This is a genomic window from Aquiflexum lacus (assembly GCF_015476655.1).
GTDB lineage: Bacteria > Bacteroidota > Bacteroidia > Cytophagales > Cyclobacteriaceae > Aquiflexum > Aquiflexum lacus.
Map to the genome: position 1 here is coordinate 1 of NZ_JABFHF010000028.1, position 16,157 is coordinate 16,157.

General features: G+C 40.0%; 10 protein-coding genes. 7 read left to right on the top strand and 3 right to left on the bottom strand.

What is annotated here, in order from left to right:
- The first annotated feature begins 189 nt into the window (after positions 1 to 189).
- Positions 190 to 660, top strand: coding sequence for a GNAT family N-acetyltransferase (locus tag HMJ38_RS19995; RefSeq protein WP_194976217.1), 471 nt, complete (start codon positions 190 to 192; stop codon positions 658 to 660).
- A 155-nt stretch (positions 661 to 815) separates the two neighbouring features.
- Here the strand turns inward: HMJ38_RS19995 and HMJ38_RS20000 are convergent, their stop codons facing one another.
- Together HMJ38_RS20000 and HMJ38_RS20005 are read right to left on the bottom strand one after the other, a co-directional pair.
- A complete protein-coding gene (locus HMJ38_RS20000) occupies positions 816 to 2,480 on the bottom strand; it encodes a potassium channel family protein (RefSeq protein ID WP_228780167.1) in 1,665 nt (554 codons plus the stop codon).
- Between the two features lie 230 nt (positions 2,481 to 2,710).
- On the bottom strand, positions 2,711 to 3,823 hold the full coding sequence (locus HMJ38_RS20005) for a Gfo/Idh/MocA family protein (RefSeq protein ID WP_194976219.1): 1,113 nt from the start codon (positions 3,821 to 3,823) through the stop codon (positions 2,711 to 2,713).
- Between the two features lie 279 nt (positions 3,824 to 4,102).
- Between HMJ38_RS20005 and HMJ38_RS20010 the strand changes: the two genes are divergently transcribed.
- The 6 genes from HMJ38_RS20010 to HMJ38_RS20035 all read left to right on the top strand — a co-directional run bounded on the left by HMJ38_RS20010 (position 4,103) and on the right by HMJ38_RS20035 (position 15,343).
- Complete coding sequence (locus HMJ38_RS20010) at positions 4,103 to 4,294, top strand: hypothetical protein (RefSeq protein ID WP_194976220.1); 192 nt, start codon at positions 4,103 to 4,105, stop codon at positions 4,292 to 4,294.
- Positions 4,295 to 4,387: 93 nt separating this feature from the next.
- On the top strand, positions 4,388 to 5,713 hold the full coding sequence (locus HMJ38_RS20015; RefSeq protein WP_194976221.1) for a DEAD/DEAH box helicase: 1,326 nt from the start codon (positions 4,388 to 4,390) through the stop codon (positions 5,711 to 5,713).
- 461 nt (positions 5,714 to 6,174) lie between these two features.
- Positions 6,175 to 9,393 (top strand): SusC/RagA family TonB-linked outer membrane protein, encoded by a 3,219-nt coding sequence (locus HMJ38_RS20020; protein ID WP_194976222.1) that lies wholly within the window; start codon positions 6,175 to 6,177, stop codon positions 9,391 to 9,393.
- Positions 9,394 to 9,421: 28 nt separating this feature from the next.
- Positions 9,422 to 10,978, top strand: coding sequence for a SusD/RagB family nutrient-binding outer membrane lipoprotein (locus HMJ38_RS20025; protein WP_194976223.1), 1,557 nt, complete (start codon positions 9,422 to 9,424; stop codon positions 10,976 to 10,978).
- A 73-nt stretch (positions 10,979 to 11,051) separates the two neighbouring features.
- Positions 11,052 to 13,601, top strand: coding sequence for a phosphocholine-specific phospholipase C (locus HMJ38_RS20030; protein ID WP_194976224.1), 2,550 nt, complete (start codon positions 11,052 to 11,054; stop codon positions 13,599 to 13,601).
- Between the two features lie 89 nt (positions 13,602 to 13,690).
- A complete protein-coding gene (locus HMJ38_RS20035) occupies positions 13,691 to 15,343 on the top strand; it encodes a metallophosphoesterase family protein (RefSeq protein WP_194976225.1) in 1,653 nt (550 codons plus the stop codon).
- 124 nt (positions 15,344 to 15,467) lie between these two features.
- Here HMJ38_RS20035 and HMJ38_RS20040 read toward each other — a convergent pair whose 3' ends face one another.
- Positions 15,468 to 16,040, bottom strand: a complete 573-nt coding sequence (locus HMJ38_RS20040) for a phosphonate degradation HD-domain oxygenase (RefSeq protein WP_194976226.1) — start codon at positions 16,038 to 16,040, stop codon at positions 15,468 to 15,470.
- Between the last annotated feature and the right edge of the window lie 117 nt (positions 16,041 to 16,157).

Sequence of the window (16,157 nt, forward strand, 5' to 3'; positions counted from 1 at the left end):
ATGACATCAAGGCGGGCTGCAGACCTCTCCTGACGTCGAGGTGACAAGGCAAAGTTTTATTATAGATTTAATGCTATCTGTAGTTCTAAACACTCGATTTCAAAATCTGTCATTGGTAGGCACGAGGAATCTCCAGAGGTCCAATTTGTTTTCAATTTTATCATTTCCTGAACCTAATGAACTTAAATAATGGTTGGAATAACTATCAGACAGCTAAATAAGGGGGAAACACCACCTTATGCCTTATTGGAATTGGCAGATCCTTCGCGCAAGATGATTGACGCTTACCTTCCGCATTCGGAAACTTACCTTGCTGAATTCGGTGAAAAAATAATCGGGGTTTTTGTATTGTCCCCCCTTGATCAAAAAGAAACCATTGAGATCAAGAATATAGCTGTACTTGCCGAATTTCAAGGAAAAGGATTGGGGAAAATGATGTTGAGGTATGCAGAAGAAATCTCCAAAAAATTGGGCTTTGCAAAACTTCGCATTGCCACTGCCAACACAAGCATCGCTCAATTACAGCTGTATCTTAGTCAGGGATTTTTGCTTGTTGACATAATCTCTGATTTTTTCATTAAAAATTACGATGATCCGATTTTTGAGAATGGCGTTCAATGTAGGGATTTGATGGTTTTGGAAAAGGAGATTCAAAGTTAAAATTTCAGTTATTTGCCCTCTGGCGAGTTGACTGTTTTTTGTGGGATGATCATTGAGCAATGCCGCCTTATCGGATGGCAGTTTCGCAATTTTAACAGCAATCCATTTAATTGAGTTGAAAAAAATGGAGTTTTTAAAAAATATCCGGGGAATAATCAAAGATCTTTGGTACCATAAAGTTGAAAAAATTGGTTTTCAGCATCAACGGTACCTATTAATATAATTTCTGCACCTTCCGGCAGGATCATATTGGGTTCAGGGTTGATATGCATTTCTTCATCATCCTCTATTCCAATGATGGTACAGCCGGTTTCTTTCCTGATCGAAGATTCTTTAATGGTTTTTCCACTTAACTGATGTGGAACTTTGACTTTGATCAGATCAAGGCCTTCTGCCACCATCAGAATGTCACTTCTTTGGAGTAAATTCAAAATAGTATTGGCACCCATAGAGGCGTATGACATTACAAAATCAGCACCGGCCCTGTGCATGGTACCTAAATTCCTTTCCAAAGTAGACCTGCTGATGATTTGGATATCAGGTCGTAGTTTTCTGCAGTATATGGTAAGGTATACATTGACATCATCGTCATGGGTCGTGATAATCACCGAAGGAGATTCCATAATCCCCGCCTGATTAAGTATTTCCAAATCAGCAGCATCCCCAACAATGGCATTTTTGACTCCTTTAACCCTAAGTGGCTCTTTTTCCACTATTTTATATTGAAGGTTTCTGGCAGCCAATGCCCTTCCTGTTGACCTTCCCACCCTTCCTCCTCCCAAAATCAATACGGGTGAAGTAAATTCACACTTTACCCCATAATTTTTGTTGTACATTTCTATTTGTTTCCCAGTACCTGCCAAAACCAATACAGTGCTTGAGGATATTTTAGTCTCGGGTCTCGCATCTTCAAATTTCCCCCTCTCCCAGATTCCAACTACACTTACCCCTACTTTTTGCCTTAGCGATGTTTCTTTGAGTGTCATTCCGACCATGGACGACCCTGTCACCAAGGCTTCAGCAATCTGCAAATCCCCAAAACGGCCAATCACATGTGCACATGCATCACCGGCATTGGCCCTTCTTGATAGAATGAGTCCCATGATTTCTCCTAATTGAAGTACATTATTGCTGCCTGCAAGTTTCAAAATATCAACTGCCGCTTCAGTATTTGCTGTAGAAATGATGGTGACATCTTTACTGATGCCTCTCACCGTAAAAGCAACATTGGTATTTAGTACATCTGATTCGGTGGTGGCAACCAGGGCTGCGTTTTCAACCCTTGCGTTTATATAGGTTTGCGGATCCACCAAATCCCCCAACATGACCTTCACTCCCTGTTCCCTTAGCCTCAATCCTTCAGTGAGATCCGCTACCAAGACTACGTAATCATATTTGAACCGATCTAATTTTTTGATCAATGCTTCTGTGACTGGACCATATTTGGTCAAAATAACGTGTCCCTTTAATCCAACGGGCATTTCCCTTGGCACTCTTGCTTGTTCTTGGGCTTTCATCCAAGGAGAGTAAAAGAAATTGATGAAAGTAAATGGAAACAAAACCAACAAAAACAACATCCCTGAAAGCAATACAACGATGGAAAAAAATCTGCCCAAATCACTGGAGAAAGTAATATCCCCAAATCCAAGTGTTGACATTACTGTTAAAGTCCAGTAAAAGCCTGTCAACCATGAAAATTCCTGACCTTCCCTTAACATCAAAATATGAAAAATCACTGTAAAGACGGTAATCATTGCCAGCAGGATCAACAAAAAATTAGACAATAGCCTGAGATTTCTACGATCAGGTTTATTTTGCAAAAAAAATGTCATTTGGGAAGTAAGAAATTTCATACTGTGGTATTTTCTTTATTTTTGAGTAATTGTTAATTCAAATAAATTTACCAAAAATCACGATGATAATGGGATTTTGTCCATGTTAATCAAGTTTGATTTGCAACAATCTTTCAGAACCACCTAAAAAGAATTTGTAGCATTTTTTTACAGATACCTTTTATTTTTTGATGAAAAAAGAAAAGAAAGGGTTATCGTTATTTTAAATAAACTGATTGTCCCTTACTTGCAGATTGTCTTGCAGCATCTAGAATTTCGGCGACAATCATGTTATTGCTTAATGAATAAAGACTATATTCATTTACAGTGATTTTCCCACGTATCACATCAGCAAAATATGAGAAAGGGTCAACATAGACTCCCAATTCTTCTGGCCTAACTTCCAAAAGTTTCTCTTCATTTGAACTCCAGCTTTTTGTCCGCATTTTTGATTTATTTTCACTGATCACATATCCTGAAACCCCATACACCTCCATGTCCTTCCTGTCAAATGGCCAATTCCAAGAGGCCTGAATGATGGCTTGTGCATCCCCATAATCTAAAATGATGGTAGCCTCATCATCCACATTGGGATATAACTCAGGTTTGAAAGTATTGGTAATGGCCGTAACTGAGACAGGCTTTCTTCCCTTCAGCAAATAGGTCATGATATTGGCCCCATAGCAACCAAAATCAACCAAGGCCCCTCCACCATTCTGAACAGGGTCTGTCAACCAATCCAAAAATTCCTTACCAACACCTATTTCCTTTGGCCCTCTATGCCCATGGTGAAAGACAGCTTTAAGAACTTTCCCAAATTCGGCTTCATCCTGTAATAATTGATAGGTCTTTTCAGTACTGGCATACCATGATGTCTCAAAATTGGTTAAGAGATAAATGCCATGTTGGTCAGCCAATGCTTTCATTTTAACGGCATGCTCATAATAAGCTGACAGGGGTTTTTCTACCATCACATGGATTCCGCGGGGAGCAGCTTTTTCCACCACCATCAAATGGTCATAAATAGAACCAAATGCCAATACCGCTTCAGGTTTCACTTGATCCAACATCAGGTCAGCATCACTAAAAAACAAATCTTTTTCCAAGCCATACCTTTCGATAAATGTTGCTGCCAATTTTTGATCCGGCTCATAGATACCCACCAAGTCCACATCAGATTTATCCTTCCTGTTGAATATCCAAGGAGAGTGCCCATGGGAAATACCCATCATGGCCATGCGGACAGGTTCTTGAGTGGCTTGTTGCGCAATGACTGCTTGATGTTGATAATTGATCAACAAAAAAATAAGAAGGATAAGGGGATATTTCATGATATGGGATTTAGGGATGTTGTTTTGGAAGATTATTTTTTTAGTTTAAGAATATCCGTTTTCTGTAAATTATATCAGTTTTTATTAAAATTAGGATTAATACCATCTTAATCATAGGCAAAAGCCCGATAAAACTGTTATCCATAAGTTTTCACTATTTTTAAAATATGAATCCAATCCTCCTCATCCTCCTACTATTCCTTACAAGCTTACATTCTATTGCGCAGGAAGACAAATTAAAGGTTCTTTTGATTACCTGTCAGCAAAAATGAACATGTATTGGCAAAAACCGACCATCCCCAAAGTATGAATCCTTTGGTATGGTGTCAGCAGATCACTCCCCATACCCGATTTGACTATATCCAGCCCGGTCATGGCCCTCAGGTGTTTTCAGACAATAATTACAGAAAATTGGTTTTTCAAAATCTGATATGGGCTAGTTCTACAAAGCAGGAAATTACAAATAAATGACACTTTAAAAATATGTAAACCATCTACCCAAATTATTTTTGGGCTCCTAGAAATGGTTCATCTCACTACTTCAAAAAAACCTACCTTTGCAGCATGTCAGAAAACATCAATCAGAAATACGCCGGATTTTTAAATCTTTTAGGAATCGAATCATTTAACGAAATGCAGCTGGATTTTATACAGCAGGCCAAGGAGACCGATAACTTGATGTTGTTGGCACCTACCGGTTCAGGAAAAACTTTGGCTTATCTCCTTCCCCTGATTGATAGTTTGGATGAAAACCTTCGAGAAGTACAGGCATTGATTGTGGTGCCCTCTAGAGAGTTAGCGATTCAGATTGAGCAGGTTTTCAAATCCTTGAAAACCAACTTTAGGGTCAGCACCTGCTATGGTGGCCACTCTGTGAAGATTGAACAGAACTCCTTATCCGAAGGTCCGGCAGTGGTAATCGGTACACCGGGCAGACTATCTGACCATGTTCAAAGAGAATCCATTAATATGGAAAATATCCGTCTGATCGTATTGGATGAATTTGACAAATCCCTACAAATGGGCTTTCATGAACAATTAAGAGGGATATTCAGGGCATTAACCGGAACGGAAAGGCATTTGTTGACTTCCGCAACCAAACTGGACAGGATGCCGGATTTTATCCCTTTCAGTAGACCACAACAGGTCAATTACCTCAAAGATGAGGTGGATTCCAAACTGGAACTCAAATTGATCCATACTTCAAGCAAAGTTAAAGTGGAGACTTTGATGCGACTTGTTGCAGGATTCCAGCATGAAGCCTGCCTTGTTTTTTGCAATCACCGGGATGCGGTGGACAGAATCAGTCTGTTGCTGACCGATTATGATTTTGAACATGGGGTATTACACGGAGGGATGGAACAAATTGATCGTGAAAAAAACCTGATCAAATTCCGAAGTGGCGTATACAATCTTTTAATCGCCACGGACTTGGCTTCAAGGGGCCTGGATATTCCTGAAATCAAACACGTAGTCCACTACCAATTGCCTCCAAGAATAGACGCATTCACCCACCGTAACGGCCGGACTGCAAGGATGCATGCAGAAGGTCAGGGCTATCTGATACTGGCCAATGACGAGGAACTTCCTGACTACATTGATAAATCAGTGGAGGAAATAGAAGTTTCTGAGACCTTGCCCCAACCCACTCCTACCCACCTTGCTTGCCTTTACATCAGTGCTGGCAAAAAAGATAAAATCAGTAAAGGTGACATTGTAGGTCTATTGACCAAAAAAGGCGGACTTGGAGGTTCTGATATTGGATTGATCACCATTTTGGATTTTGCTTCCTATGTAGCCGTAAAAAGAGACCTCGTCAAAAAAACCATCTCCAAGATCAATAATGAGAAGTTGAAGAAAGTAAAAGTGAGGGTCGCGGAAGCGAGTTAGGAGGATGAAACCTTTGAGGTCTTCCCTACCACGACGACAGGACCTCAAAGGTTGATCCCAAAACCTTTGGGGTCTTCCCTACCACAACGACAGGACCTCGAAGGTTTTCCCCTCTTTATCCAAACCCTTCCTATGAAGCAAAACCTTCGAGGTCTAAAAAAGACCTCAAAGGTTGGAAAGTCTCACATCTTGTGTCTCACATCTCATGTCTAAAAAAAAGTTTACTATTTATATACTTTTTTATTTAACAGAATCCTAACATTGAATAAATATACCCATAATTTTTTCGATCAATATTAAGTCTAAAAACTATCTTATAGGTTAATTTAAGCGCATTTTTTACTTCTTAACAAAAAATTAATTCACTTTTACTTAACCTTTTCTTAACCCCATCTGAAAGTCAAAAGTTTAGCTTTGTTAAAACTTTTAAACAAAAAGCCATTACACATTTCTACAAACTAATGAAAACCTTAACAACACAAAAAGTAGGATGGTTGCTCACCTTATTTCTAGGTTTGACACTATCTGCCTTCGCCCAAGAAAGAAAGGTTGAAGGAAAAGTATCTGATCCTAGCGGTCAACCGCTACCAGGCACAAGCGTTCTGATCAAAGGTACCTCTAAGGGTACCGTTGCAGATTTGGATGGTGTATTTAACATTGTAGCCAATGCATCCGACACCCTTTCTTTCTCCTTTATTGGATTTGAGAAATTGGATAGAGTGGTTGGCAATGCCAACATCATCAATGTAACCCTTCAAGAAGGCTTTGAAATGAGTGAGGTTGTCGTCACGGCACTTGGCATGGAAAGAGATGCCAAAGCCTTAGGGTACTCAGTCCAAACTGTCGATGGAGACAGATTTTCTGAAGCTCGGGAAACAAACGTATTGAATTCCCTCAGTGGCCGGGTTGCAGGTGTTCAGATCACAAACGGTTCAAGTACTTTGGGTGGATCGACCCGGGTAACAATACGTGGGGAGTCCTCCTTGAACATCAATGCCAACCAACCATTATTTGTAGTGGATGGTATTCCGATAAGCAACAATGTAGTAGGGTCCTCAGGTAGAGGTGGCCTTGAGGTGGATTATGGAAATTCCGCCGGAGAGATCAATCCTGATGATATTGCTTCAATGACAGTATTGAAAGGGCCTGCTGCTGCTGCGCTTTATGGTTCAAGAGCCGCAAATGGGGCTATTCTGATAACAACTAAATCAGGAAAAGGGAAAAAGGGATTAGGAGTTACCATCAATTCAAATACTACGTTTGACACTCCTTTGGTGATGCCCAAGTGGCAAGACCGGTACGGACAAGGAAATAATGGTCAATTTGCTTTTGTCAATGGTGCAGGAGCAGGTATTGCAGATGGGGTTGACGAAAGTTGGGGTCCTGATATGAACACTGGATTATCCATTCCTCAGTTTGATTCACCAAGAAATGTTCCAGGCTTCCGAGGCGGTGATTTGAATGCACCATCAGAAAGTACGATCAATTCCACTCCATGGGTTCCCCAACCAAACAATATCAATGACTTTTTTAGAACAGGGGTTACATTAGCCAACAATGTCTCTATCGCAGGAGATACTGAAAAGGCAAACGTAAGATTTTCTTGGACCAACCTGGATCAGAAAGGCATAGTCCCCAATACAGACCTAAAAAGGAATACCCTAGCATTGAACTCCGGAATCCAAATCATTCCAAATAAGTTGACCCTCAACACTACGGTCAACTACCAGAATACCAATTCAGGTAATCGGCCAAATATCAGTTATGGTACTGAAAATCTGATGTATTTATGGATATGGTATGGTAGGCAAATCAATACCAGGAACCTAAGAGATTATTGGATGCCAGGATTAGAAGGAGTTCAACAATTCAATTACAACTATAACTATCACGACAATCCTTATTTTACTGTCTTTGAGAATACCAACGGTCAACAAAAGAACAGGATTTTTGGAAATCTCATGTTGAATTATAAAATCACAGATAAACTTAGCCTTATGCTAAGAACCGGTGTGGACAATTACAATGAGATAAGGGACAGAAAAAGGGCTTTTTCTACACAAAGATTCCCAAGAGGAAATTACAGAGAAGACAATGTGTCTTTCAATGAAAGGAACTCTGACTTTTTGCTGACCTATTCTGAAACCACCAAGGCAACTTGGACATACAATATCGCTTTGGGAGGAAACTTGATGTCTCAAGAAAACAGATTCCTTCAATTGGTAGCACCTGAATTGTTGATCCCTGATATCTATAATTTTACCAATACAGCGGTTGCTTTGCAAACTGAGCAATTTAACTCCCGCAAAAAAATCAATTCACTATACGGATTTGGACAGATTGGATATAAGAATATTCTGTTTTTGGATATTACTGGAAGAAATGACTGGTCTTCTACCCTTCCTGTAAACAACAACTCTTACTTCTATCCTTCAGCGACCGTAAGCGGTATTATTTCTGATATGATAGAAATGCCAAGAAGCATCTCTTTGGTCAAAGTAAGGGCAGCTTATGCGGAAGTGGGGAATGATACCTCGCCATTCAGTCTGACGAATGTTTTCAACAATCAGATTGCTTGGGGATCAGATCAGGCAAAGACAGAATCATCAGTCCTTTCAAATGCAGAATTGAGACCTGAAAGAACTGCTTCAACTGAATTTGGACTTGATATCAGATTTTTTCAAGGCCGACTAGGATTTGATTTTACGTACTATAACAATATAACCAGAGATCAGATTATCCCGATCACTTTGGACATTGCCACAGGCTACAATAGCCGTATCATCAATGCAGGGAAAATCCAGAATCAGGGAATTGAAATTGTAGCTATGGCTAATCCAATTAGAAAAAACAATAGCTTCAGATGGGATGTAGTAGCTAACTTCACAAGAAACAGAGGTAAGGTAATAGAACTGACAGAGGGATTGGACACCTATACCTTAACAGAACGAAACGGCGCTTTTGTACAAGCCCGGATCGGTGAAAGAATGGGGAATATGTATGGAGTAGGCTTTGCAAGGGTTGATGATCCAAATAGCCCTTTCTTCGGAGAAATAATCCATAACAGTACCGGGACACCCCTTAGAGATTCTGAATTGGTCCTACAGGGAAATTACAATCCTGACTGGATGTTGGGTATTCAAAACAGCTTTAGTTATAAAAACTTCTCTTTTGGGTTTCTTTTTGACATCCGATATGGCGGGATAGTTGTCTCTAGGACAAAAACCATCGGTAGTACATCGGGTCAGTTGGAAGAAACCCTTTTTGGTAGGGAAAATGGATATGACCTTTCGGTAGAAGGAAATGGCATCGTTAGCCCGGGAGTAATCGCAAATGGAGATGGAACATTCAGACCAAATGATATCAAAATCACTTCCAGAAACTGGCATAACCGATATTATGAAAGAAACAATGTGGAAGCGGCCAAATATGATGCCTCTTACATCAAACTTCGGGAAGTAATCTTTGGCTACAATCTACCGAAAAAGTGGTTTGGCAACCTTCCCATTGAAGATGTTAGATTGTCAGTGGTAGGGAGAAATCTAGCCCTTTGGACAGAAAATCCGCATTTCGATCCTGAAACTTTGTCAATGTCTGGAGGTACACTTCAACCAGGAATAGAAAACATGGCTTTCCCATCAACCAGAAACTTCGGTTTTAATCTGAATGCTAAGTTTTAATTCACCAATCATCTGAAAATTGAAAATCATGCAACTTAATATTAAAAAATTACTAACTGCAATGCTCTTCCTTCAACTAGGTTGGATAGCATCCTGCACTGGAGATTTTGAAGAAATCAATTCAAATCCAAATTCTCCTGAAGTCGTTCCTTCGTCATTGTTACTACCTACTGTCATCAGGACCACCGCTGGACAAGTAGCAGGTCAGGCTTGGGGGATTGGAAACGTCGTGATGCAATACACTGCAAAAATCCAGTTTACCAACGAAGACCGTTACAACTGGGGTCCATTTGGCAATCCTTATGGTAGCTTCTACAATTCTATGAGAGACCTGAACAATATCATTCAGATATCTGAACCTCTTGGACAAAATAATTATGTTGGTATAGCAAAAGTGCTTAGGGCTTTTCAGTTTTCCTTTATGACTGATGCTTATGGAGAGCTTCCATATTTTGAAGCCACATTAGCCAAAGAAGGGGTCAATTACCCTGTGTTCGACAGTCAGGAGGCAATCTATGAAGGAATCCTGAGTGAAATACGAGAGGCCAATGAACTTTTGGGAACAAGCAATGAAGCCATAAGAGGTGATATCCTATTTGGTGGTGATGTCAACAAATGGAAAAAATTTGCGAACTCCTTAAGAATAAGGGCACTGATGCGCATTTCACTCAGAAAAGACCCTTCAGTTGAAATGCAACAAATTCTATCTAATCCAGCCCAATTTCCAATTTTCACCGGAAACGATGACCATGCTATGCTACAGCATCTCCCAGATGTACCTAATCAACATAACCTCTACACTACTCGGTCGGGTTCCTTTGATGAATACAGGTTAAGTAAAAACATGGAATTAACACTTAAAGACCTCAATGACCCACGTTTATTTGCTTTTGCCCAGCCAACAAATGATTCAGGTGCAGGGATTATTGGAGATATTGAGGATTATCAAGGTGTTCCCAATGGACTTTCTGATGAAGAAGCCTTGCAATATTCTCCATCAGGAGACCCTGCTAGAGGGGGGTCCAATTATATTTCCAGAGTTGGTTTTCTTTGGTCATGTAATCAATGTACCCCTTTGGCAAACCCTGTAGGGTACCAAACTATACTGATGAATTATTCTGAATTACAGTTTATCTTAGCTGAGGCTAGAGAAAGAGGATTCATCACCACAGGAAGCGCTGAAGAATATTACTTGAATGGTGTGAATGCTTCATTTGACTATTATGAAAGCCGATATAGATTGGTCAACCTGCCACAGATCGCCGATAAATTACAGGTTGGCAATGATTATTTTAACCAAACAAAAGTATCCTACACCGGAACACAGCAGGAAAAACTTGGGAAAATCGGTACTCAAAAATGGTTGTCTCTGTTTTTCTCAGGATTAGAGAACTGGTACGATTGGAGAAGAACCGGATACCCTGAAATTGTACCTGGACCTGCAGCATTTGAACCAAATGTACCAAGAAGATTTATGTACCCTTCTTCAGTACAGGCTTTAAATGAAGACAATTACCGCGCTGCCATCACAAGACAAGGTGAAGATCGGATTTCCACCAGGGTTTGGTGGGATGTTGTTAGATAATTAAGAATCTTGAAACTTAAATTCCCTGCCTGTACCAAAATGTGGTATGGGCAGGTTTATTGTAATAATAAATATGAAAACCAATCGAAGGGAATTTCTAAAACAGGCAACACTTTTTTCAGGAGGGATGGCACTTTGGGGAGGAATTCCTCAGGCCATTCAAAAAGCAATGGCTATCAGTCCTGATGCAGGCACCACTTTTTTGGATGCAGAGCATGTCGTTTTTTTGATGCAGGAAAACCGGTCTTTCGACCATGCTTTGGGTTCACTTCAAGGTGTCCGAGGATTCAATGACCCAAGGGCAATCAGGTTACAGGACGGATTACCGGTTTGGCTGCAAAAAGATAAAGAAGGCAATACCTACAAGCCTTTTCATTTGGATATCCAAAATACCAAAGCAACTTGGATGAAGGATATACCTCACTCATGGGAAAATCAGGTAGATGCCCGTAATGAAGGAAAATACGATGGATGGATTGAAGCCAAGCGTCCCGGCACCAAAGAATTCAGTCATGTCCCTTTGACCATGGGTTACTATACCCGGGAAGATATTCCATTTTATTATGCCTTGGCTGATGCATTTACGGTCTGTGACCAGCATTTTTGTTCCGCACTGACCGGTACGACTACCAACCGCATGTATTTTTGGACAGGAAAAAGCAGGGATCCCAAAACGGGCCATTCGGTTGTAAGGAATTCTGAAGCGACTTATAGCAAAGAAGTAGACTGGAAAACATATCCTGAAAGATTGGAAGAAAACGGCGTTTCTTGGAAGGTTTACCAAAATGAAATCAGCCTATCTTCAGGTTTGGAAGGAGAAGATGAGAGCTTGTTGGCAAACTTCACGGACAATAACCTTGAATGGTTCAAGCAATATCATGTAAGATTTGCCAAAAGTCATTATCCATTTTTGAAAAAAGCTGAAAAAGAATTGGTGCAAACCATCGCAGACTTGGAATCGGCAATAAAATCCACTCCTGTGGAAGGACAAGAAAAGAGTTTGACTGAAAACAAAGCAAAGCTGGCCTATGTCCGTGATGCCTTGGTCAAATACCACCCAGAAAATTTTGACAAATTACCTGAAGCAGAAAAAAATCTTCACCAAAAGGCTTTTACCATCAATGATAATGACCCGCATTTTCATGATACAGAGTGGATGGAATATGAAAAGGATGGTGAGCAATTCAAAACCAAAATTCCAAAAGGAGACATCCTACATGAATTCAGAAAGGATGTGAAAGATGGTAAATTACCAACAGTAAGTTGGCTGGTTGCCCCTCAGAAATTTTCAGATCATCCATCAGCCCCTTGGTACGGTGCTTGGTATCTTTCCGAGGTAATGAATATCCTGACCGAAAATCCCGAAGTCTGGAAGAAAACCATTTTCATCCTCAACTACGATGAAAATGACGGTTATTTTGACCATATCCCGCCTTTCGTTGCCCCTCATCCCACCAATGAAGACTCAGGAAAATACACTTCTGGAATCAGCACCAATGATGAATATGTTACCATGGAAGAAGAACTCTCCAAGCCTGGAATGAAACCTCAAAATGCGAGACAAAGCCCAATTGGACTTGGTTACAGGGTTCCTTTGATCATTGCCTCTCCTTGGACAAGAGGAGGGTGGGTAAACTCTGAGGTTTGTGACCTGACCTCTTCTTTGATGTTTTTGGAGAAATTCCTCAAACACAAAACCGGAAAGGACATCAAAGAAGAAAACATCAATTCCTGGAGAAGAACGGTTTGTGGGAATTTGACCTCAGCCTTCAAGCCCTACAATGGCGAAAAAATCAGTCTACCACAATCTGTTCAGCAAAAAGAATTTATGTCCATGATACACCAAGCCAGTTTTAAAGACATGCCCAATAATTTCACGCCCTTAAATCCCGAAGAAATCAAAGCTTCTAAAAAAAATGGGGTAAGATCCCCTGTTTTGCCAAAACAGGAAGCTGGTATCAGAAACTCCTCTCCCCTACCTTATGAACTGTATCTCGATGGGTCATTGAATCCTTTTCAGCAAAGGTTCAGAATTGTTTTTCAAAATGGAAAGGATTTTTTTGGTGATAAGACAGCTGGCGTTCCATTTCAGGTTTACAGTCAAAACAGATTCTTGGAAAATGGCCAGTGGAAATCCATGAAATCTTGGGATTTCGCTTTGGAAGCAGGCACTGAATTGGACTACGAATGGCCACTTCAAAATTTTGAAAACAATCAATATCACCTTGAGGCTTACGGCCCAAATGGATTTTTCAGAAGTTTCAGAGGTGTAAAGGGAGAGTTAGTGTTGGAAGTTAATACAACCTACGATATCTCTGATCCCAAAAAACCACAGCTTCTCATTCATTTGGAGAATAAAGACAATTCAAAAACTGTCCATTGTCTACTTGAAGATCAGGCTTATGGAAAGGAAATGAAAGCATTTAGCCTAAAGGCTCTGGAGAAAAAAACCATCCACATCGATACAGAAAAAAGCTTCGGGTGGTATGATTTTTCTCTCAAGACTAAGAATGACAACAATTTTGAAAGAAGGTTTGCCGGAAGAATTGAAACCGGATTGGCCTCTAAAACAGACCCGCAAATGGGTAATTTAACCCTTGACAACGACTCCTTTAATGTATGAAAAAAATTCATACCCTGATTCCATTCAAATAGACCACTAATTTAATCATCTCCAATGTTTTTTTATCCTACTCAAGTCATATCTATCTCATGAAAAACTTTCATTTTCTTTTTGTAATTCTTATTCTGATATCGTGTAAACGGCAAGAGTTTGCACCAACCTACTCCAATGCTGCTTTTTCCCATTTAGACTCCTTAGAAAATTTTTCTGTTTTTCAGATCATACCGGCCGATGATAAATTGATATTGGAAGAAGGGTGGGAGTTGCATGGCTGGGATACAATTCCTGGAAAAATATTTCCAAATAATTATGTCAGTGAAAAGACCAAACTGCCTCATAGAATTTCCCAACCAAATAGCAATATCTGGTACTCGAACAACTTGGACCTATCGGAGGGCTATCTTTGGATCAATGCCGATGATGGCGCCCAACTTTGGGTAAATGGAGAAAGGGTTTTGCAAAATGCTGAAATGTTTTTCCCGATTAAGGCATCACCAGAAACTTCACACAAAATCCAGATCAGGGTCATCAATAATGCTGCTTCAGGAGGATTGAGGCAAGTATTTTTTGTAAAAAGGGAAATTTGGGAAAAGCTTTTGCAGGATAAGGAAAATAACTTTGAAACAGCTATACAAAAAGCCAAAGAAAAACTTTGGTTGGATAATGACTATCCGGATAATTGGAATGACTATCCCATTTGGTATAGCTCTCCGGTACTCATTCCTATCAACAAAGATAGTTTGATGCTGAGGTGGACGGGAGAAAAAAATGCTGATGCAAAATTACATTTCGGTCATGACCCTAATATGGTAGTGAACACAAAAGACGTGGTGGAAAAAAATGGAGTATATAGTGTAGTTGTTTCAGCCAAAAAATGTAATTATTTCCATTTTGAAATGAACAAAACCATTTCTCCTCTTTTTCAAGCCAGTATTTCTCCCGGACCAACAGCTGTTTCTTTCGCAGTATGGGCAGATAGTCAGGGAGGTTGGAAAACGTTTTCTGAAATCGCCGAACAAATGAATCGGAAAAACCCTCAATTCACCGTAGGAATTGGAGATTTGGTTGGGAATGGAGGTGAACCATGGCAATATGTGAAATTACTGAACCAACTACATGAGGTATCTGTCCCCCACTATCTTTTCCCCGGCAATCATGATTACGACCATAGTTACAATGACTGGATCCCAACCCATTTCAACCAAAATCTGAAATACCAAAACCAGCAAAATTACCAATTTTGGCAGGAAGGTCCATGTGCATTTATAGCCTTGGACCCCAATGAAAACTTTCCTGTGAGCGTGGATTTAAATTCTAAACAACATAATTGGTTCCAAGAAACGATCAATTCTGAGGCTTGGAAAAATACACCTTGGAAAATTGTATTTGTCCATCAACCACCTTTCAGCCAAGGTTGGAAAGGCTATAAAGGAGAGAAAAGTATATTGGATCTGTTGAAGCCATATTGGGAATCAGGGTTGATTGATTTGGTAGCTTCCGGTCATACCCATGATTTTGAGCGATTGCTTCTGGATAATAAAATTAATCAAACCGCTTTTGTAATTGTGGGAGGAGCAGGAGGGAACTTAGAACCGGATGATGAACAGGAACTATCCCCGAAAATGAACAAGTTGATCAGGGCACATCATTTCGGTTGGATTGTGGCGGATCAGGATCAATTGGCATTTGAGGCGATAAATATTGAGGGTAAGGTGATTGATAGGTTCGTATTGAAAAAGTAAAAAATTGATTGAATATTAAAGAAGATGTGAGTGGAGACACTCACAACAGCAGAAGCTGATTTTAATGATGCACATAGATAAATAAATCAGTGAAAATCAGCTCAATCAGCGTTATCTGCGTTCCTCAACAAATCACCTTTAATGCCATCTTTTTATACCTGTCGAGATCAGGCAAGGGGACTTTTTCTTCTTTGGCCAATTCATCCCATGTGCGCATTTTCAGGGAAAGTTCAAACAATTCATCATTTTCAAAAACTTCTGCCTCTTCAGCAGTCATTACACCTCCCTGATATGCAAAGGTTTTTCTACTCGCTTCTGACAACTTCTCAAAGTATTCGGGGTATTTATAGGTCAGGTACCTTTTGGCCTGAACATGGTTTTCGACCAGCTTGTCAACTTTTTCAGGGAACCCCAATCTCCTTAAAAAGTCTGCTCCCAACTTTTCGTGGCTCATCACTCCATAGCCTCCCATATTTTCAAGATCCTGATCCATTGCAAAAAGATGTCCGATATCATGAAAGAAAGCTGCCAGTATAACTTCTTCATCAAAGCCCTCCTTTTCTGCCAACTGAGCAGATTGACACATGTGTTCTATCTGGGAAACAGGTTCTCCAATATAATCAGCCTGTCCGAATTTTTCATAGAGGCCAAATACTTCACCAACCCTTTCACCTTTTGATTTTTCAAACACATTCATATCAAATTGTTTATAAATACTAAATTAAATCAGAGCTTTTGATTAATGAAGCAATTTCTGTTAACAAATAGTTAACTGTCACTTATTTTTAAGATAAAAACCAAAAGGTGTACAAAA

What these genes read in the sequence shown, in the direction of transcription:
- HMJ38_RS19995 (WP_194976217.1), top strand. Translation starts at nt 190, where the DNA reads ATGGTTGGAATAACTATCAGACAGCTAAATAAGGGGGAAACACCACCT.
- HMJ38_RS20005 (WP_194976219.1), bottom strand. Translation starts at nt 3,823, where the DNA reads ATGAAATATCCCCTTATCCTTCTTATTTTTTTGTTGATCAATTATCAA.
- HMJ38_RS20015 (WP_194976221.1), top strand. Translation starts at nt 4,388, where the DNA reads ATGTCAGAAAACATCAATCAGAAATACGCCGGATTTTTAAATCTTTTA.
- HMJ38_RS20020 (WP_194976222.1), top strand. Translation starts at nt 6,175, where the DNA reads ATGAAAACCTTAACAACACAAAAAGTAGGATGGTTGCTCACCTTATTT.
- HMJ38_RS20025 (WP_194976223.1), top strand. Translation starts at nt 9,422, where the DNA reads ATGCAACTTAATATTAAAAAATTACTAACTGCAATGCTCTTCCTTCAA.
- HMJ38_RS20030 (WP_194976224.1), top strand. Translation starts at nt 11,052, where the DNA reads ATGAAAACCAATCGAAGGGAATTTCTAAAACAGGCAACACTTTTTTCA.
- HMJ38_RS20035 (WP_194976225.1), top strand. Translation starts at nt 13,691, where the DNA reads ATGAAAAACTTTCATTTTCTTTTTGTAATTCTTATTCTGATATCGTGT.
- HMJ38_RS20040 (WP_194976226.1), bottom strand. Translation starts at nt 16,040, where the DNA reads ATGAATGTGTTTGAAAAATCAAAAGGTGAAAGGGTTGGTGAAGTATTT.